Source organism: uncultured Chitinophaga sp. (assembly GCF_902168175.1).
Lineage (GTDB): Bacteria > Bacteroidota > Bacteroidia > Chitinophagales > Chitinophagaceae > Chitinophaga.
In genome coordinates, this window is sequence record NZ_CABHOU010000076.1 from 164,806 (window position 1) to 182,964 (window position 18,159).

Here is an 18,159-nt window from a genome sequence, read left to right on the forward strand (position 1 = left end):
TCAGTTTTTGTTGTTGTATACGGAGTCGGTTACCGGCTCTTTCCAATCCACGATGCCTTTTTCAACGTTAGGCACAATGTACATTTGCTGCATGCCGGTGTCCGCGCTCGCGCCATGCCAATGCAATATGTTGGGAGGGCATTTTACCACATCACCTTTTCTTATTGTTTGCCTTGGCTGTCCCTCTAACTGGTGATAACCCACACCATCTGTGATTATGAGTATCTGTCCGGCAGGATGGATGTGCCAGTTGCTTCTTGCGCCTGGTTCGAAGTATACATTGCCCACCAGTGTGCTATAAGTGCTGTCTGCGGCAACGAGGCCCGTATTCCAGGCCTTACCGGTAAAGTTGGCAGCAGGTCCCGCTTCTCCTTTGGGGAAAATGCCATTTGCGACGGTAGGGGCGGCAGGTTCTTTGCAGGCGGTAATCACCATGAATGAGAGGAGAAGTGTTTTTATCATACCATTCATAAACATATATTTTAGATAGATTTAATAATCCTGGCAGGCACGCCACCCGCAATAGTATTGTCGGGCACATCCTTGTTAACAACGGCTCCGGCTGCCACAATTGAATTTTCACCAATTGTTACACCGGGTAAGATTGTTGCACCTGCGCCTATCCAGGCATTTCTTTTAATCACTATCGGGTGAGATATTGTGGCTCGCCGCGCGGCAGGGTCTGTAGGATGGTTGGTGGTGATCAAATTCACTTTCGGGCCGATCAGCACATTGTCTTCAAGTGTGATGCCGCCACGGTCCATAAAGGTGCAGGCGTGGTTCACAAATACGTTCTTCCCAATAAAGATATTCTCTCCGAAATCGCTGTAAAATGGCGGGATCAGGAAGAAAGTATCGTCTACAGGGCGACCGGTCAATTTATTGAATATCGCCCTGATTAATTCCAGATCATCGGTTACCAGGTTGTTCAGTTCGGCTGTAGTCCGCATGGCCTTCCTGATAATATCGAAAAGCTGTGGATAGTCCGGATCGTTCAGGGGGATTGTTTCGCCTGTTTTATCTCGCTCAAAAATAGTTTTACTCATATAGTAATCATTAATACAAAGTTCCAGCATTAATTAAGGGGAAGGTTAACGATTATCACACCATTCATTAAGAATTTCAAACCTACAGGCAGTTTGTACGGTGAGGTTTATAGAGGTTATGGTTGAAGAGATCGTTTTCCAGTAGGGGCTTAGAATAGATGCCTGTCTTAAAAGGGAGGTAAGTTTTTATTGCTGTTTCAGTTTGGACGATAAAGAATCTTTGCGATGGTTTTTTACAATATGGAAGGCAGATGGCTTTTTATCTGTCCGGGAAGCTTATTCCCGTAACTTCCCTACACACTTCCAGGAAGTGCTCCTGCAATTGCAGATCGTCTGCTCCGGTATGATAGGACTGTTCTTCACGATGAAAGAAATATTTGCCCGACACATTTGCTTCCTTGCCTTTGCCATCTGCCAGCCAAACCTGTGTTTCAAAGCCTTTTTGAAGGTCGTCCGGTGCGCCTGCTCCGCCCATCTTTGTAGGTACCCATCCGGGATCAACGGCGTTCGCGTAAACGGCAGGCCATTTGCGGGCCACGGCTTTGCACAACATTAGAACGTGCAGTTTGGTATCAGAATAACTAATGCGGTTAATGTTGTTTTTGATATCGGAAGAGTTTGCGTGCCCTCCCAGGTGCATTCCCGAACTGAGGTAGATGAGGCGGCGGGGCATCTTTATCAGTGAGGTCAGGATGTAGGGCGCCAGCGTATTTACTGCGAGCAGTTGCGCCGCTGGCGCCTGGTAAACCCCGGCATTATGGATCACGACATCAAACGGCCCCATCCCGTTCACTTCGGCGGCCAGCCTTTTCGTAGCTTCCGGCTCGCACAGGTCGGCGAGTAATACCGCTTTTGCGCCCGGTGTTGCGTTCAGCGCCTCTTTGCCTCGGGCTTCATTCCTCGCATGCAGCACCACCTCGTGCCCTTTGCTGATTAATGACTGTCCGGTAAATTGTCCCAGCCCTGCTGCCGATCCCGTGATAAATATCCGTGCCATAATGCGTTAATGTATATCTTAAACTTAACCTTTTAGCGAAGCCATCTCAATCACAAAGCGATACTTCACATCACCTTTTAACAGGCGCTCATACGCATCATTAATCTGGTCGATATTGATCATTTCGATATCGGCTGTAATGTTATGCTCACCACAGAAATCAAGCATCTCCTGTGTTTCGGCAATGCCGCCGATCATAGAACCGGCAAAGCTTTTACGACCCATAATCACGCTGAAGGCAGCTACCGGTAATGGAAGTTCTGGTGCGCCCACTAATGCCAGCGATCCGTCTACGCGCAGCAGGTTAAGATAGGCGTTGATATCATGTTCGGCGGATACGGCATCAAGGATGAAATGCAGCTGGCCTCTGAATTTCTTCATCTGCTCAGGATCTTTCGATAATACGACTTCATCGGCACCGAGGCGCTGGGCTTCGTCAAATTTACTTTGAGAGGTAGTGAAGGCTACTACATGTGCACCCATTGCTTTGGCGATTTTGATGCCCATATGGCCCAGGCCACCAATGCCTACAACGCCTACTTTCTTACCGGGACCAACGTTCCAGTGTTTCAACGGGGAGTAGGTGGTAATGCCTGCGCACAGAAGCGGCGCTGTAGCGGCGAGGTCGAGATTTCCTGGTATACGTAATACATAGTTTTCGTCAACTACAATACGTTCGGAATAACCGCCGAAGGTAGGGGTGTTTGCGAGGTGTTTATCGGGTGAGTTGTAGGTGCCAGTCATACCGGGTTCGCAGAATTGCTCCAGGCCTTCTTTACAGTACTGGCAATCACGACAGGAGTCCACGATACAGCCAACGCCTACTACGTCGCCTACTTTGAATTTATTGACATGGCCGCCAACGCTCACTATTTTACCAACGATCTCATGACCGGGTACGCATGGGTACACGGTGCCGTGCCATTCGTTGCGGGCAGTATGCAGGTCGGAGTGGCAAACACCACAAAAAAGGATCTCGATCTCTACATCATGAGGGGTAGCTACGCGGCGTTTAATGTCCATTGATTGTAATGGAGCTTCCGCTGCGCTGGTGCCGTACGCTTTTGTGTTCTTCGTTTCCATATGTTGTTATTATTTTTTTAATTAGCATTACAGATATCCAGCCAAAAGGTTGGCTGTCCTGCCTGTAATTAATCCAATATTGATGTTAAGCCTGCTGCACCCGGAGTGATTTCGGATTGGTGCCGGTTATCTTTTTAAAGAAGTTGTTAAAGTAGGTCGGATACTCAAAGCCCAGCGCATATGCAATGTCTGCAATGTTCCACTCCGTATGTTGCAACAATGCTTTAGCTTCTGTAATGATGCGCTCTGAAATGTGAGTGGTGGTCGATTTTCCGGTAGTGTCCTTCACGGCGCGGTTCAGGTAATTAACGTGAACAGACAACTCCTGTGCGTAATCGTAGGCGGTTCGCAACGTTAACGGCCGGTCGGTGGTTTCGATCGGGAACTGCCGCTCCAGCAACTCCAGGAATACACCGGTAATGCGGGAAGAGGCGTTCGTGTGCCTGTCGAAGTTGTCAGACGGCTGCAGTTTCAGCGACTCATGGATAATGAGGTGGATATAGTTGCGGATCAGCTCGTCCTTATAGGTATAATCCGTTTGCTGCTCCTCGATCATCTTAATGAACAGTGTGTTCAGGAATTCCCTTTGCACTTCTGTGATGTTCAGGACTGGGGTGCCACCTATCTTGAAGAACGGGGATTGTTGCAGACTTTCAGAGCGCTCCGACTGTTTCAGGAATGCTTCTGAAAACAGGCAGGTGTATCCCACGTAACTCGTAGAAATCGTTTCCCAGGAGTAGGGGATGTGCGGATTGCCGAAGAACAGGATGGTGCCGTCCATTTCATAACTCCTGTCTGCGTAGTGGATGATACTTTTGCCTGTTGTCAGGCATATTTTATAAAAGTCCTTGCGGCTGTATATTTTAGTAGCACTCCCGTCACTTTCAATTTGAAACGCATTAAAGCCCTTTAGCTTTAAGTGATTGTTGTATTCAGACAGTGATCGGGGTGCATTGGAACTACTCATATCCTAAAGTTAAGAAAATCAATGCAGCCGGTAGCCGGGTTTTATGTGGTACAGGCTGCTGTAACCGGATCCGAGGCAAAGGTAGCGAGGGTCGGGCGGATTGGGTAACGATTATCAAACAAATTATTAAGAATTTCAAACCTTTTGGCGTCGTTGAATGGCTGTAAAGCCGGAAAGCGGGCCGTTGGTAAACGAGCCCGCGTAAGCATGTTTTGAATGAAATGATGGGATTTTACCAGCTCTCTCTCTATACTCCCAGGTAACTCTCTTCACACTTTAAGGTAACTTCAGGTCCTTTAGTTAATATAGTATTATTGATGGTGCCGTCAGCCAAAGCACTCCGCACTATTGTTCTCCGTCTCGGCAAGCCTCACCGAATGCAGGAAAACACCCTCATAAGCCTCTAAAGGCCCCTGCAGCAGCTTAAATATCTCGACACAAAGTAATTCCGTGGAAGCCATCTTGTCTGCCATAAAATCCACGTCCAGGTTAAGATTCTTGTGGTCGAGCTTTTCGATCACCAGGTCATTGATGATCACCTTCAATTCTTTAAGGTCGATGATGTAAGGCCGTTCGGGATTTACTTCGCCTTTTACCGTTACAAAGAGGTCGTAGTTGTGGCCATGGTAATTCGGGTTGGCACATTTGCCAAACATTTTCAGGTTTTCTTCTTCAGTTAAATCCTGCCGGTACATACGGTGTGCGGCGTTAAAGCGCTCGCGGCGGGTTAGAAAAGTCAGCATTACTTAATAATATTCGCAGGTTTCTTGTTATTGTGCAACTGGTAAAGCCGTAGGCTGCCTGATACCTTTTGCTTCCAGCATCGCGCCAATGGTATTGACCATATAGATAGATGCTTCGATCTCGTCCTTCCTGATGGCCACACTTTCGATGTTAAAACCGAAGGGTACACATTGAGCAGAACAGAATTCGGTCAGTGCTGCTGCAATGTCCAGGCAAACCTGTACTGACTTGTCGAGCATGTTGCCTGCATTTCGCAATTCTTCCTTTAGCGCCTCCGGAACGTGTATGCCCAGCCACTCCATGAAGTGCAGTGTTTTCTCTGAACCACAGGCGGTGAGCGTAAAAATAACGGTAGGTGGAACGACCTGCTGTTCATTGCAGGTGCGGCAAAGATCTGCGATCACCTTCTTCGCATAGTCAACATTGAACACGCATTGAGAAACGAAATAGGAAACGCCGCAGGCAGCTTTATCGAGAATACGCTTGTCTTCGTCTTCCAATTTTGCATGCCTTTCAGGGATGGTGACTGCTCCCAGTACGGATGTATATGCATGCTTTTTCCAAAGCTGGTAAGCCTCGGGCAGTGTGGTTTTAACCGGATAATCGGGTGCGGGCAGGCCTACGAAAACAGGATGGAAGTTTTCTGCCTCCAGGTTTTGCAGCCAGGCGGATAATGCAGCTGCTGTGTATTTACCCGCAGGGCGATAGATGATCTTCGGGATGTTCAGTGTCTTCAGGTAGCTGCTGGCAAACCCGAAAGGATCTAAGGCGTTTAAAAAGGGGAAAGGCCTTTCTACGGAAGTACGTGCCGATTCGTCCTGCACATCATATACGATCAGTGCATCGATATCCAGCGGCACGAGTCGTTGCATCGTTCTTTCCGCAATTTCTGCTACGCGTTCTGGTGTTGTTTCTGCCTTGGGAGGCGTAATGCCGTATGTTAAAATCCCGGACTGTCCGGACCTGATCTTCTCCAGGAACATAAGTTAGAGTCGTTAGTAGTAGGTAGAGAATGGCTGCGAATGTTGTTCATCCGCAGCCTTTAATGTTATATTGCTGATGCCACGCTGATCAACTCACGCGCCTCTTTGGCTGCCTGTACCATGTTTTCCAGTGCGGCTTTGGTTTCAGGCCATTTGCGGGTTTTAAGGCCGCAGTCCGGATTTACCCAAAGGTTTTGCGCAGGTAACAGGTCGGCTGCTTTTATTAACAGCGATACCATTTCTTCCTTGCTGGGTACGCGTGGTGAGTGGATATCGTATACGCCGGGCCCGATCTCGTTCGGGTACTCGAAATGCGCAAAGGCATGTAACAGTTCCATCTGCGAACGGGATGTTTCGATAGTGATCACATCGGCATCCATAGCGGCGATATGTTCGATGATATCATTGAACTCGCTGTAACACATATGGGTGTGGATTTGCGTCTTGTCTTCAACACCACTGGCGGTAACCCTGAACGCTTTTACGGCCCAGTCGAGGTAATGCGGCCGTTTGGCTTTACGTAAGGGTAAACCTTCACGGATCGCGGCTTCATCGATCTGCACAATGCCTATACCTGCTTTTTCCAGGGCCACTACTTCATCACGGATAGCCAGTGCAATCTGGTTGGTGGTGATATCGCGCGGTTGATCGTCGCGTACGAACGACCATTGCAGGATGGTTACCGGGCCGGTCAACATACCTTTCATTAGTTTGCTGGTTTGTTTGGCCGCGAAGGTGATCCAGCGGATGGTCATGTCCTGCGGACGGCTAACATCGCCATAGATCACCGGTGGTTTCACGCAACGGCTGCCGTAACTTTGTACCCATCCGTTTTTGGAGAACAGGAAGCCGTCGAGTTGCTCGCCGAAGTATTCCACCATGTCGTTACGCTCAAATTCGCCGTGTACGAGTACATCGATTCCCAGTTCTTCCTGCCAACGGATGACTTCTACGGTCGCATCTTCAATGGCTTTTTCATATTGTTCAGGCGTGAGGTCTCCTTTTTTAAACTTCGCACGCAGCTGGCGAATGTCGTCTGTCTGCGGGAACGAACCGATAGTAGTGGTAGGGAATGCGGGCAGGTTAAAACGCTCACGGTGCAGTTGCTGGCGTACGGGGAAGGCGCTTTTACGGGTAGCATCTGCATCGGTGATAGCGGCTACGCGATCTTTCACTTCCTGTTTGTGTACTTTTTTAGACGTTCTTCTGCTTTCGATGGCTTTTTTGTTAGCGTCCAGTAATGCCTGGTTACCTTCAGTGATCTGCTTCAGTTCAGCTACTTCGTTCAGTTTTTGTTTGGCGAAGGCCATCCAGTTTTTGATCCCGGCATCTATCGCAGTTTCCTGGTCAAGATCAATAGGACTGTGCAGCAGCGAGCAGGAGGGAGCGATCATCACGCGGTCGCTGCCGAGTTTTGCAAGGGCTTTATTGATTTGCGCCAATGACTTCTCATAATCATTTTTCCAGACGTTCCGGCCGTCTATCACACCTAATGAAAGCTGCAGGTTGGCAGGGATGAGTGCCAATACTTCGTCCAGCTGTTCGGGCGCACGTACCAGGTCGATGTGCAGTGCCGCAACCGGAAGGTTAACTGCTACCTGGGTATTGTCGAGCAATGCTTCGAAGTAAGTAGCTACCAGCAGTTTCACGCCGCTTACCTGGCTGGCGATAGTGCGGTACGCATATTCAAATGCTTCTTTATCCCGCTTGGAGAGGTCGAGTGCGAGGCTGGGCTCATCCAGCTGGATCCACCGGGCGCCCTGTTGTTGCAGGCGATTGATGATCTCCACGTACACAGGCACCAGGTCTTTAATCAGGTCGATGCGCTCAAAGCCCTGCTCTTTCTCTTTGCCTGCAAGTAAGTAACTAACAGGCCCCACCAATACGGGTTTAGCCTTGTCGCCAAGGGTTTTAACGGCGGCAGTATATTCATTAAATACTTTTTCCGAGTGTATCTTAAACGACTGTTTGGCGGTAAATTCCGGAACGATGTAGTGGTAGTTAGTATCCATCCACTTGGTCATTTCCATGGCGGTAATGTCCAGGCCATCCCGCTGGTATCCCCTGGCCATAGCGAAATACAGGTCGATCTCATTATTGCCTTTTACACCGGAAACGGGTGCATAACGTGGAGGTATAACCCCTAACAGCATGCTCATATCGAGCACCTGGTCGTAATAACTGAAATCATTACAGGGGATAAGGTCAATACCGGCTTTGAGTTGCGTTTGCCAGTTTTCTTCCCTGATCGTGCGGGCTACCTGGTGCAGTTCATCGAGGCCAATCTTGCCAGACCAGTACGATTCACAGGCTTTTTTTAATTGTCTTTGGGTACCGATACGCGGGTAACCGAGGTTTTGCGTTAGCATCTTTTTCAATGATTTAATGCGTTTGTAAAAGATTCCAGACAGGCGTTCGACGTCTAACAGCAAAGGAGCAGGAAATGGGGTTTCCTATAATACCATCAGGTCAGATCATTTGCTTTATTACGCGAAAGCACCGTCTATCCGGAAAAGGCAGGTTTCCTGACTCGTAACATTTCAACCGCCCTTCCCGTCCGTTTAATTGAACAGTGGGCATTTGCCGGTTGAAATTGTGGAATGTTACTTACAGTTGCGCGACAGCCCGTGATTCTCACACGGTTCCCTTTTAATTCCCCGCCAGGTTTATGGCAGAAAAACCCTTTTCGGTTTGATAAACTTACTAAAGAACTATTTTTGGCAAATGAGTGCTTTTGACAGCACTAAATGCTGTGCAAATCTATTGAATTGATTTATTAATTGGTTTTGTCGTAAAATTTCAGTTGAAAAGAATATTTTTGCCTTGTTTTAAAGATGAATCGTCTTTTACTCTCTGTTTTTAAGTCTTACAAAAGGAAATTATTCTATGGAAGAAACGCTTGATCAAACAGATCTTCAATTACTCAGGCTATTAGCCGCCGATGCCAAGATTACCACGAAGGACCTGGCAGCCAAAGTGAACCTGTCGCCCTCGCCGGTTTTTGAAAGGATCAAACGCTTAGAGGCAGGCGGCTATATTAAAGGATATATCGCCCTGATCAATGCTGAAAAACTCAATTATGGGTTGATCATTTTTTGCAACATCAGGTTAAAGCACCACGATAAAACAATAGGGAACGACTTCGTGAGCGATATCATGCGCCTGGAAGAAGTGGTGGAGTGTTATAACATTTCCGGGGACTATGATTTTCTGCTGAAGGTGTATGCAAGGGACATGAAGCACTACCAGGATTTTGTGTTTAATAAACTGGGATCGGTAACGAGTATTGGCAGCACGCACAGTACTTTCGTGATGTGTGAGAATAAGAATACTTACAATATCAATTTCTGAAGATGGGCTATTTCATAGATAGTGTTTGAACCTGATTAATATCATTTTTGTTATTCGTGAATATTTGTTTCTTGTGCCTGTCTTAACGCTGGTATTATCCGGTATTTGAGCTAATTTCGCTGCCGAAACGCTATCACACATGATCAAACAATGTATAACGGTAATCTTCATGCTCATCTGGTGCTCCCAGATGTTCAGCCGTTATATGGTGATGACCATGTTTTACATCAATCAGACTTACATTGCGCAAAACCTTTGTGAAAACAGGGATAAGCCGCAAATGAACTGTAATGGCCACTGTCAGTTGACGAAAAAGCTGAAGGACGAGCAGAAAAAAGAGCAGGAAAATCCTGAACATAAGGCGGATAGTAAGAGCGAGATCTTTTATCCCAGCCACGAAACAAATAACAATGTGCTTGCCGCTTTTAAAGTGGTAGACAGCAATTATATCCTCCCCATTTCTATTGGTGCGCCTGTAGATCGCGCCCATGCGGTGTTTCACCCACCCACTGCATAATCGTTCCTTTATTGTTATTGCTTTTTTATGATGGTTATGCCTGGCCCAACGTCCGGCTCATGACTTTCCTCTATTGATTTCGCCTGCGGGCGAACAGGCAGTGTTTTGCACTGAACGGTCCTGTATGGCCCCGCAGGGGAGTCGTTTACCAGTATTTTCTTTATCACTTAAACGCGTGTACTACACGCGAAGGGCATGCTATTGCCTGTACTTAAACACATCTGATATGAAACGTATTTTAACATTGATAGGTATCGCCACATTCATCATGGCCTGTTCAAAAGAGAGTAATCCCGCGCCCGCACCAACCGGTGAAAAGGCCACGTTATCTATCCAGTTTGATAATATTATTGGCAGTAAAAATCTGCAACTGAATACAGGTAATTATACAAACGCAGCGGGAGAGCAATTCAGCATTTCCAAATTGCAGTATTACATCTCCAATATTCGCGTTAAAACAACTGCAGGTGTGGAATTTGTGGTGCCGCAGGATAGCAGTTATTTCCTGGTAAATGAAGCGGAACCGGCCTCCCAGTTTCTAAAAGTGCGCGTGCCCGAAGGAGATTACGCGACCCTCACGTTTGTATTGGGGGTGGATAGTTTGCGTAGTACGATGGACATCAGTAAACGTACCGGTGCGCTTGATCCTTCTTCTGGTATGGATGCCGGTATGTATTGGGGCTGGAACAGCGGTTACATCTTCTTTAAAATGGAAGGCCTGTCTGCCGCCGCCCCGGTTGATCCCAGTGGACAAAACAAGTTCCGCTACCACATTGGCGGCTTTGGTGGTTACAGTGCGCCCACACTGAATAACATTAAAACCATTGTCATCGATCTTACAGCCGGCGGTATAGCGAGGGTGCGTAAGGGCAGGGAGGCTAATATCCATATCATGACGGATGTGATGAAACTCTTTAACGGTGGCACCATGGTGAGTATTGCCGCTCATCCAACCGTGATGTTCAGCGATTACAGTGTATTAATCGCCAACAACTACACCTCTATGTTTACGCACGATCACACCGAGAATTAACGCATATGAAACATCGTCCAATATTAGTCGGCGCTTTACTCGTTGTTGTTATTTACGGGTGTAGTAAGGCGGATGACGTCATGAGTTTTATGGGTTTCCGGAAGCCGGCTAACTTTGGCGCGCCGGTGTATAAGCTGGAGAACAATGACATTACGCAGGCGGGTTTTGAGCTGGGCCGCAAACTGTTTTATGAGCCGCGTTTGTCGAGGAACAATACGATTTCCTGTGGCGACTGCCATATACAAACATCCGCTTTCACGCATCACGGGCATGATGTGAGTCACGGCATCGACGACCGGCTCGGCAGCCGTAACTCGCCACCGATCATGAACATGGCCTGGAGCCAAACGTTCATGTGGGATGGCGGCGTATTTGATCTGGACCTGCAGCCCATTGTTCCCATTACCAACCCGGTAGAAATGGATGAAACAATGGCGAACGTGCTTGAAAAGCTGCGGGCGCATCCACAGTACCCGGCATTGTTTAAAAAGGCATTTGGCACCAGCGAAATTACCGGGCCCCGTATGATGAAAGCGATGTCGCAGTTTATGGTAATGCTGGTAAGTGCCAACTCCAGGTACGACTCGGTGGTGCGGCAGCAAGGCCCGGCGTTTACACCCGATGAGCAGGCAGGGTATGTCATCTTCAAAAGCAAATGCAGCAACTGCCACCAGGAGCCGTTGTTTACCGACAACTCCTTCCGCAATAACGGCATAGGGGTCGGTTACAACGATGATCAGGGGCGCTACACCACCACGCTTAATCCGGCGGACAAATACTGCTTTAAGGTGCCCAGCCTGCGCAACCTGGCTTATACGGCCCCGTACATGCACGACGGTCGCCTGCTCACCCTTGATGCCGTGCTGGACCATTATACCCATGAAATGCAGGATATGCCCACGCTGGACCCGCTGCTGAAGCAAAACAGCACGTTGGGCATTGCCGTCACTACCACGGAGCGCGGGCTGCTGCTTAGCTTCCTGAACACGCTGAACGACAAACATTTTATTACCGATAAGCGCTTCTCTGAACAGGCGCAGTAAAAGTTAAGTGATGAAGAAAATCGCGATCCTATTAATATGCCTGCTAACAGGTTTTTATGAAGTGCATGCCTGCGATATATGTGGCTGCGGCGTAGGCAGTTACTATATCGGTTTGCTGCCCGACTTTAAAAAGCGCTTCGGCGGTATCCGCTACCAGTATAAAACGATGCAGTCGCACCTCGGCCCCGGTGGTACTACCTCGTACCTGACTACCGATGAAACGTACCAGACTGCTGAACTGTGGGGAGGCTGGAACATTGGCAGGCGGTTCCGGGTATTAGGCTTCGTGCCGTTCAACTTTAACAGTCGCGAAAACCAGGGCGAAACCAAACGTAAGGCGGGCATCGGCGATATTGCAGTAGTAGGTTATTACCGCCTGCTCGATCATTCACTTACAACCAACAACAGTAAGCTGCTGGTACAGTCGCTCTGGATTGGCGGTGGTATCAAACTGCCCGTTGGTAAATATGAGCCCTCCGAACGCAAAGAGAACGAGGATACCCCCAACAACTTCCAGCTGGGAACTGCCAGCCTCGACTTTACATTGAACGCTATGTACGATGTGCGGCTGATGGATGCGGGCATTAATACGAACATCAGTTATAAGATCAATACAGATAATCGTTATAACTATCGCTATGGCAATAAGTTCACCGCCAACCTGCTGGGTTACTACAAGTTCCGCGTAGCGCCACAGGTGAGCCTGGCTCCCAATGCAGGTGTGTTATATGAAACCGCACAGAAAGATCATGAAGACGAAGGTTTTAATGTGGATGTTTCCGGTGGTTACACAGTTACGGGGACGATGGGACTGGAGGCAACGTTCGCTACGTTTTCGGCAGGGGCTAATTTTCAGCCGGTGCTTTCGCAGGAGTTAGCGGGCATGCGGGTGAAGGCGGGGAACAGGGCGATGGTGCATGTAACGTATCTGTTCTGACGCATTATACTTAAATCCGCGCAGCCTTAGGGTTAGCGCGGATTTAATATAAAAGATAAGGATGACAGGGCGTACTGGCATCTCCGCCCGCAGGTAGGGTATAAATATCTGATAAACGTAACAAATAGTTAATCTTAAGGTAATATAGACTGTCTTTCTTTGCCGGTGGAAATCAAAGGTGCCAACTGTGTCAGTCAGGAAGGTAATATCGATTGCAGCATCACCTGCTTAAAAAACGTTCTACAACCATGCATCAGACAAATAAGCCTGTTTCTTTGTGGCGCAAAATACGGGAGGGAGATAAGGAAGCACTGTTTGTTTTATACGATGATATGTATTTTCATCTGGTGCGTTATGGGTTGTCGGTATACGCGGATAGCGACTTGGTAAAGGATTGCATTGGCCAGCTGTTTTTGAAACTCTGGGACCGGCACGCAACGCTGAACGAAGTCGAAAATGTTCAATCTTACTTATTTTCTGCCTTAAGAAGATCAATCGTAGATTACCTCCGGGCTGAAAGCCGTGCCGGTTCTACTGTACAGGGTTTGTATGCGGAGGAAGGGGAAGAGGCATCTTACGAAGAAATTATTATAGCCCGCGAACGGGACGAAGAACTGAAGCGCAACCTGACCGATGCATTAAACGCGCTCACTCCAAAACAAATAGAGCTGATCCGGCTGAAATTTTATGAAAACCGCTCTTACCAGGAAATTGCCGATATCAGCTCTCAAAGCCTTAAAACCTCCTACAATACTATCTATGACGCCATCAAAGTACTTCGCCTGAAGCTTAAAATGTAGCGTATTAAAATAAATTTCTCTTTTCTTTAGGAAAAAGAAAAGCATTCCCCGTCAATATGGAAACAAGCCGATACCAACACATGGATATGCAACGTCCCGAGCCTGAAGACTTTCTCTGCGATGAATCTTTCCTCCGTTTCTGCGAAGGGGAGAAGTCAGCTAAGTTATTCTGGGAGAAATGGGTACGCGAGCATCACGAATATGCTGCGGCGGTTGAAAAAGCCCTGCGGTTATACGATGTGCTGAATGCCGGGCAGGGAAACCGCGAAGTGCAGCTTGCTGCTATGAAGGATGCGCTGGTGCGCAGGGAGCGTTTCGAACAGCTCATAAATGGCGGCAGCAGTGGGGCGAAGGTGGTGAAGATGAACGGGAAACCATGGATGCGGTATGCGGCTGCAGCGGCATTCATATTATCTGCTACCACACTTGGTTACCAGTTCTTCTCTGAAAAACAACCTGTGGAAGCGCCGGTATTATTGTCTTATGAATACGCCACGGCCGAAGGCGCCCATAAAACGATAATGCTCCCGGATAGTAGTGTGATCATGCTGAATGCTAACAGCCACCTGTCTGTTAACCGCAACTTCGACAGCGAACATCGTGAGGTAACCATTACCGGCGAGGCTTTTTTTGATATCAAACACGACGAACAACATCCATTCATTGTACATACCAGCGAATATCGTATCCGTGTACTGGGTACCACTTTTAATGTGAAGTCCCACCCGGGTGAGGCTACCGAAACCGACCTTGTTTCAGGTAAGGTAGAAATTGTAACCAACGATGGAGCGCATCCAAAAAACAGCGTCATACTGCAGCCTAATGAAAAGTTTGTGCTGCAGCGCAAACCAGCCATTAATCATACACTCGACGCAGTGCCCGCGAAAGGCGTGGTAACGAAACTAAAATTAGACACACTAAGCCAACATGCGAGCGAAACAGCCTGGGCGCGTCAGAAAATGGAGATCAATGACGAAAGGCTCGATGTGATCGCCGCCAAACTACAGACCTGGTACGGCATTGAAGTCATCTTTAAAGATGAGGAAGTGAAGCAGTACAGGTACACTGCCGCTTTCAACGACGAAACGATTTTTAAAGTGCTGCAATATCTGCAGCAATCCTATCCATTCAGTTACAGGATAGAGAATGATGCTATCATCATCTCACGGAGCTAATTCAAACAGGAGCCTAACACTTAAAGCATACTTTTTATGAAGCGGTATTTGCCACTTCCCGGGCGTAACATGCGCGCGGGTACCAGCATCTTTTTGTCACTATTTGCCTGGCTGTTGCTTAGCTTTTCTGGCTACGCACAGCAGAAACAGGCCACTATTACGCTGGATGCAGATAATGAATCTGTATCCTCTGTACTGCACAGGGTGCAACAGCAAGGTCATTATCGTTTTGTGTACAGCAATGGTATACTGGACGATAAACGGCTGATTACGGTACACCTTAAAAATGGTAGCCTGAAACAGCTGATGGACATTGTATTGCGCGACAGCGAACTGGTTTTCGAATTAAAGGAGAATGGAATTGTAGTATTAAAACAAGCCGCCGGAAAACGAAAGGAAGATGGTAAACGTAAAATCAGCGGTCTTGTAAGAGACAGTAGCGGCATTGCACTTCCAGGTGTTACGGTGGCGCTGAAAAGCAAACCGGGCATCGGTACTACGACTGACCTCAACGGCGGTTTCTTTCTCGAATTGCCGGCAGATGATAATGCTGTGCTGGTATTCACTATGATGGGGTTTAACAACCGTGAGATCGTACTCACTGATCAGGCGACGCTTAATGTAAAACTGTCTGTTGCACCGCGCGCATTAGGTGAAGCGGTGGTAGTGGCATTCGGCAAACAAAAGAAAACAGACGTTGTAGGGTCGATTACTTCTATTAATCCCCAGGACCTTAAAGTTCCTTCCAGCAACCTTACCACCGCATTGGCAGGCCGCGTGGCCGGTTTGATCGCTTACCAGCGTTCGGGCGAACCGGGGGCAGACAATGCCAGCTTTTTTATCCGTGGCGTTACTACGTTCGGTTACAAAAAAGATCCGCTCATCCTCATCGATGGGGTAGAAGTTACTTCTACCGACCTGGCCCGGCTGCGTATGGACGATATCAATAACTTTTCTATCCTTAAAGATGCTACTGCCACTGCATTATATGGCGCCAGGGGTGCAAATGGTGTGATCCTGATCGCTACCAAACAAGGTAAAGAAGGCCGTCCGGTGTATTCAGCAAGAGTAGAAAATTCATGGTCGTCGCCTACGCGCAACGTCGAACTGGCCGACCCTGTTACTTATATGAAGATGGCCAATGAAGCAGCAAATACAGGTGGTAAAGAAATCCGCACAGACCTGCTGTACAGCCAGGAGAAGATTGATAGTACCGGTATCGGTAGTCCTTATCTCTATCCCGCAGTAGACTGGCGGAAAATGCTGTTCAAGGATTATACGATGAACCAGCGCGCAGATGTTAATATCAGCGGCGGCGCCTCTGTAGCAAGATATTACGTGTCGGCGGGATTTACGCAGGATAACGGGGTGCTGAAAGTGCCGAAGCTGAACAATTTCAACAATAATATCAATTTGAAAACGTATTCCATCCGCTCTAACGTAGATGTGAATCTTACTAAAACAACTTTACTCACCACCCGTGTTTCCGGAACATTCCAGGATTATACGGGGCCTATTGAGGGCGGTGCCGCTGTATACAACAGGGTGATGCACGCCAACCCGGTAAAGTTTCCCGCCTATTATGAGCCGGATGAAGAACATGCCTTTACAAAACACATCCTGTTCGGTAATACCGATCCGCGGGTAGTAAACCCGTACGCAGAAATGGTGAAGGGTTATAAAGAGTATACTTCGTCCACAATCAATGCACAGGCGGAAATACGCCAGCAGCTCGACTTTATCACCGAAGGGTTATCGCTGAGCGTGATGGGTAACACCAGGCGTTATGCTTATTATGATCTCGTTCGCAGTTACAAACCGTTTTATTATAACATCCTGAATTATAACGGCGCTACCGGCAGTTATATCCTAAACCCGCTGAATCCTGATGAGGGCACGGAGTATCTCTCGTTTCCGGCAGCTAACGAAAAAGGGAACAGGCAGGTAACCACTTCCATTTACTTCCAGGGCATCCTGAACTACGGCCGCGTATTTGGTGCGCATGGTGTAAGCGGTAGCCTGGTGTACCAGGCGCAGAACAGCATCTCGGGCGATTTTACTTCATTGCAAACATCACTGCCCGCGAGGAACCTCGGTATATCCGGCAGGGCCACCTATAACTACGATCAGCGTTATTTCGCAGAGTTTAACTTCGGTTATAACGGCTCCGAAAGGTTTGATCTTAACCATCGCTTCGGTTTCTTCCCGTCTGCAGGCGTTGCCTGGAATATTTCTAACGAGAAATTCTGGAGAAAAGAACTGATCAGCACGATCAGTAACCTGAAGCTGAGGGCCACTTACGGCCTGGTGGGCAACGATGCCATTGGCAGCCCGGAAGACAGGTTCTTTTATATGTCGGAAGTAACGATTCCGCTGCCTTCAAGAGGTGCCACCTTTGGCTTACCTGGTAGTTATTACACAAGGCCCGGTTTGGCATTTACCCGTTTCGCTAATCCCGACATTACCTGGGAGGTGGCACGCCAAACCAACCTGGGGTTGGATATGAGCTTCTGGAATAAACTGAATCTTACGGCTGATTTCTATAACACCTATCGTTCGAGGATACTGATGTATCGTTCTGATATTCCTGCTACTTCTGGTTTCGACGCCTCCAATATACCAAGCGCTAACATCGGTGCCGCTACCTCAAAAGGTATCGACGCATCTGTAGATTATAACCACAAGATCAACAAAGACTGGTGGCTGCAAGGCCGCGCAAACGTAACGCTGGCGATGAGTAAATACGATAAGTATGAGGAACCCGATTATAAAGATGCGCCCTGGAGGTCCCGGATCGGATATTCACTCAGCCAGCAATGGGGATATATCGCTGAAAGATTGTTTATCGATGAACATGATGTAGCCAATGCACCTGAACAAATTTTTGGTGGCATAGGCGAGCAGGTTCGCCCCGGAGATATCAAGTACAGGGACGTTAACGGCGATGGTAAGATCACCGGGCTCGATATGGTGCCTATCGGCCATCCTACAGATCCGGAACTGGTGTATGGCTTTGGATTGTCTGCCGGTTATAAATCCTTTGATATCTCCGCCTTCTTCCAGGGCCAGGGCCGATCTTCTTTCTCGATCGATACCAGGAATACCACGCCATTTGTGAACGATAATGCTCTGCTCAAAGCCTATGCAGACGATCACTGGTCGTTGGAGAACCGCGATATCTACGCCCTGTGGCCGCGCTTCAGCACGGGCATCAGTGCCAACAATACGCAATCAAGCACATGGTGGACACGTAACGGACGGTTTCTTCGCCTGAAACAACTGGAGCTTGGTTACTCACTGCCCGAAGCAACGCTCAGGCGCTACAAGATGAAATCCTTTCGCCTGTACGCCAATGGCAGCAATCTCTTTACGTTGTCATCCTTTAAGCTTTGGGATATTGAAATGGCGGGCAACGGGCTTGGGTACCCGGTGCAACGTGTAATCAATCTCGGCTTACAGACATCTTTTTAACATCAGATTTAT

Annotated in this window: 16 protein-coding genes and 1 riboswitch; of the genes, 8 read left to right on the plus strand and 8 right to left on the minus strand. The window is 48.1% G+C overall.

Features of this window, described 5'->3' with window-relative positions:
* The 8 genes from QZT80_RS17965 to metE all read right to left on the minus strand — a co-directional run bounded on the left by QZT80_RS17965 (position 1) and on the right by metE (position 8,189).
* Entirely contained in the window at positions 1-471 is a 471-nt protein-coding gene (locus QZT80_RS17965) for a cupin domain-containing protein (protein WP_295125137.1), read from the minus strand.
* A gap of 11 nt (positions 472-482) precedes the next feature.
* Positions 483-1,046 carry a sugar O-acetyltransferase gene (locus QZT80_RS17970; RefSeq protein WP_295125140.1) on the minus strand — a complete coding sequence of 188 codons (564 nt, stop codon included), beginning with the start codon at positions 1,044-1,046 and terminating at the stop codon, positions 483-485.
* 259 nt (positions 1,047-1,305) lie between these two features.
* Complete coding sequence (locus tag QZT80_RS17975; protein WP_295125144.1) at positions 1,306-2,043, minus strand: SDR family NAD(P)-dependent oxidoreductase; 738 nt, start codon at positions 2,041-2,043, stop codon at positions 1,306-1,308.
* 24 nt (positions 2,044-2,067) lie between these two features.
* On the minus strand, positions 2,068-3,126 hold the full coding sequence (locus QZT80_RS17980; RefSeq protein WP_295125147.1) for an NAD(P)-dependent alcohol dehydrogenase: 1,059 nt from the start codon (positions 3,124-3,126) through the stop codon (positions 2,068-2,070).
* A gap of 85 nt (positions 3,127-3,211) precedes the next feature.
* Positions 3,212-4,093, minus strand: a complete 882-nt coding sequence (locus tag QZT80_RS17985; RefSeq protein WP_295125150.1) for an AraC family transcriptional regulator — start codon at positions 4,091-4,093, stop codon at positions 3,212-3,214.
* Between the two features lie 326 nt (positions 4,094-4,419).
* Complete coding sequence (locus QZT80_RS17990) at positions 4,420-4,836, minus strand: 6-carboxytetrahydropterin synthase (protein ID WP_295125154.1); 417 nt, start codon at positions 4,834-4,836, stop codon at positions 4,420-4,422.
* Positions 4,837-4,863: 27 nt separating this feature from the next.
* Positions 4,864-5,820, minus strand: coding sequence for a 5,10-methylenetetrahydrofolate reductase (locus QZT80_RS17995; protein ID WP_295125156.1), 957 nt, complete (start codon positions 5,818-5,820; stop codon positions 4,864-4,866).
* Positions 5,821-5,885: 65 nt separating this feature from the next.
* The gene (gene metE / locus QZT80_RS18000; RefSeq protein ID WP_295125159.1) at positions 5,886-8,189 is read right to left on the minus strand and encodes a 5-methyltetrahydropteroyltriglutamate--homocysteine S-methyltransferase; all 2,304 of its coding nucleotides are present in this window, start codon (positions 8,187-8,189) and stop codon (positions 5,886-5,888) included.
* Positions 8,190-8,317: 128 nt separating this feature from the next.
* Positions 8,318-8,520: riboswitch (cobalamin riboswitch) on the minus strand.
* 186 nt (positions 8,521-8,706) lie between these two features.
* On the opposite strand from metE, the gene QZT80_RS18005 reads away from it, so the two are divergent.
* From QZT80_RS18005 to QZT80_RS18040, 8 genes are all read left to right on the plus strand, one after another.
* Entirely contained in the window at positions 8,707-9,171 is a 465-nt protein-coding gene (locus tag QZT80_RS18005; RefSeq protein WP_295125162.1) for an Lrp/AsnC family transcriptional regulator, read from the plus strand.
* A 139-nt stretch (positions 9,172-9,310) separates the two neighbouring features.
* Complete coding sequence (locus tag QZT80_RS18010) at positions 9,311-9,688, plus strand: hypothetical protein (RefSeq protein ID WP_295125165.1); 378 nt, start codon at positions 9,311-9,313, stop codon at positions 9,686-9,688.
* 226 nt (positions 9,689-9,914) lie between these two features.
* A complete protein-coding gene (locus QZT80_RS18015) occupies positions 9,915-10,721 on the plus strand; it encodes an MbnP family protein (protein ID WP_295125168.1) in 807 nt (268 codons plus the stop codon).
* A 5-nt stretch (positions 10,722-10,726) separates the two neighbouring features.
* The gene (locus QZT80_RS18020; RefSeq protein ID WP_295125171.1) at positions 10,727-11,764 is read left to right on the plus strand and encodes a cytochrome c peroxidase; all 1,038 of its coding nucleotides are present in this window, start codon (positions 10,727-10,729) and stop codon (positions 11,762-11,764) included.
* 10 nt (positions 11,765-11,774) lie between these two features.
* Entirely contained in the window at positions 11,775-12,701 is a 927-nt protein-coding gene (locus QZT80_RS18025; protein WP_295125173.1) for a transporter, read from the plus strand.
* Positions 12,702-12,949: 248 nt separating this feature from the next.
* Positions 12,950-13,501, plus strand: a complete 552-nt coding sequence (locus tag QZT80_RS18030) for a sigma-70 family RNA polymerase sigma factor (RefSeq protein ID WP_295125176.1) — start codon at positions 12,950-12,952, stop codon at positions 13,499-13,501.
* An 86-nt stretch (positions 13,502-13,587) separates the two neighbouring features.
* Entirely contained in the window at positions 13,588-14,676 is a 1,089-nt protein-coding gene (locus tag QZT80_RS18035) for a FecR family protein (RefSeq protein ID WP_295125179.1), read from the plus strand.
* Positions 14,677-14,712: 36 nt separating this feature from the next.
* Positions 14,713-18,147, plus strand: a complete 3,435-nt coding sequence (locus QZT80_RS18040) for a TonB-dependent receptor (RefSeq protein ID WP_295125182.1) — start codon at positions 14,713-14,715, stop codon at positions 18,145-18,147.
* The last annotated feature ends 12 nt before the right edge of the window (positions 18,148-18,159 follow it).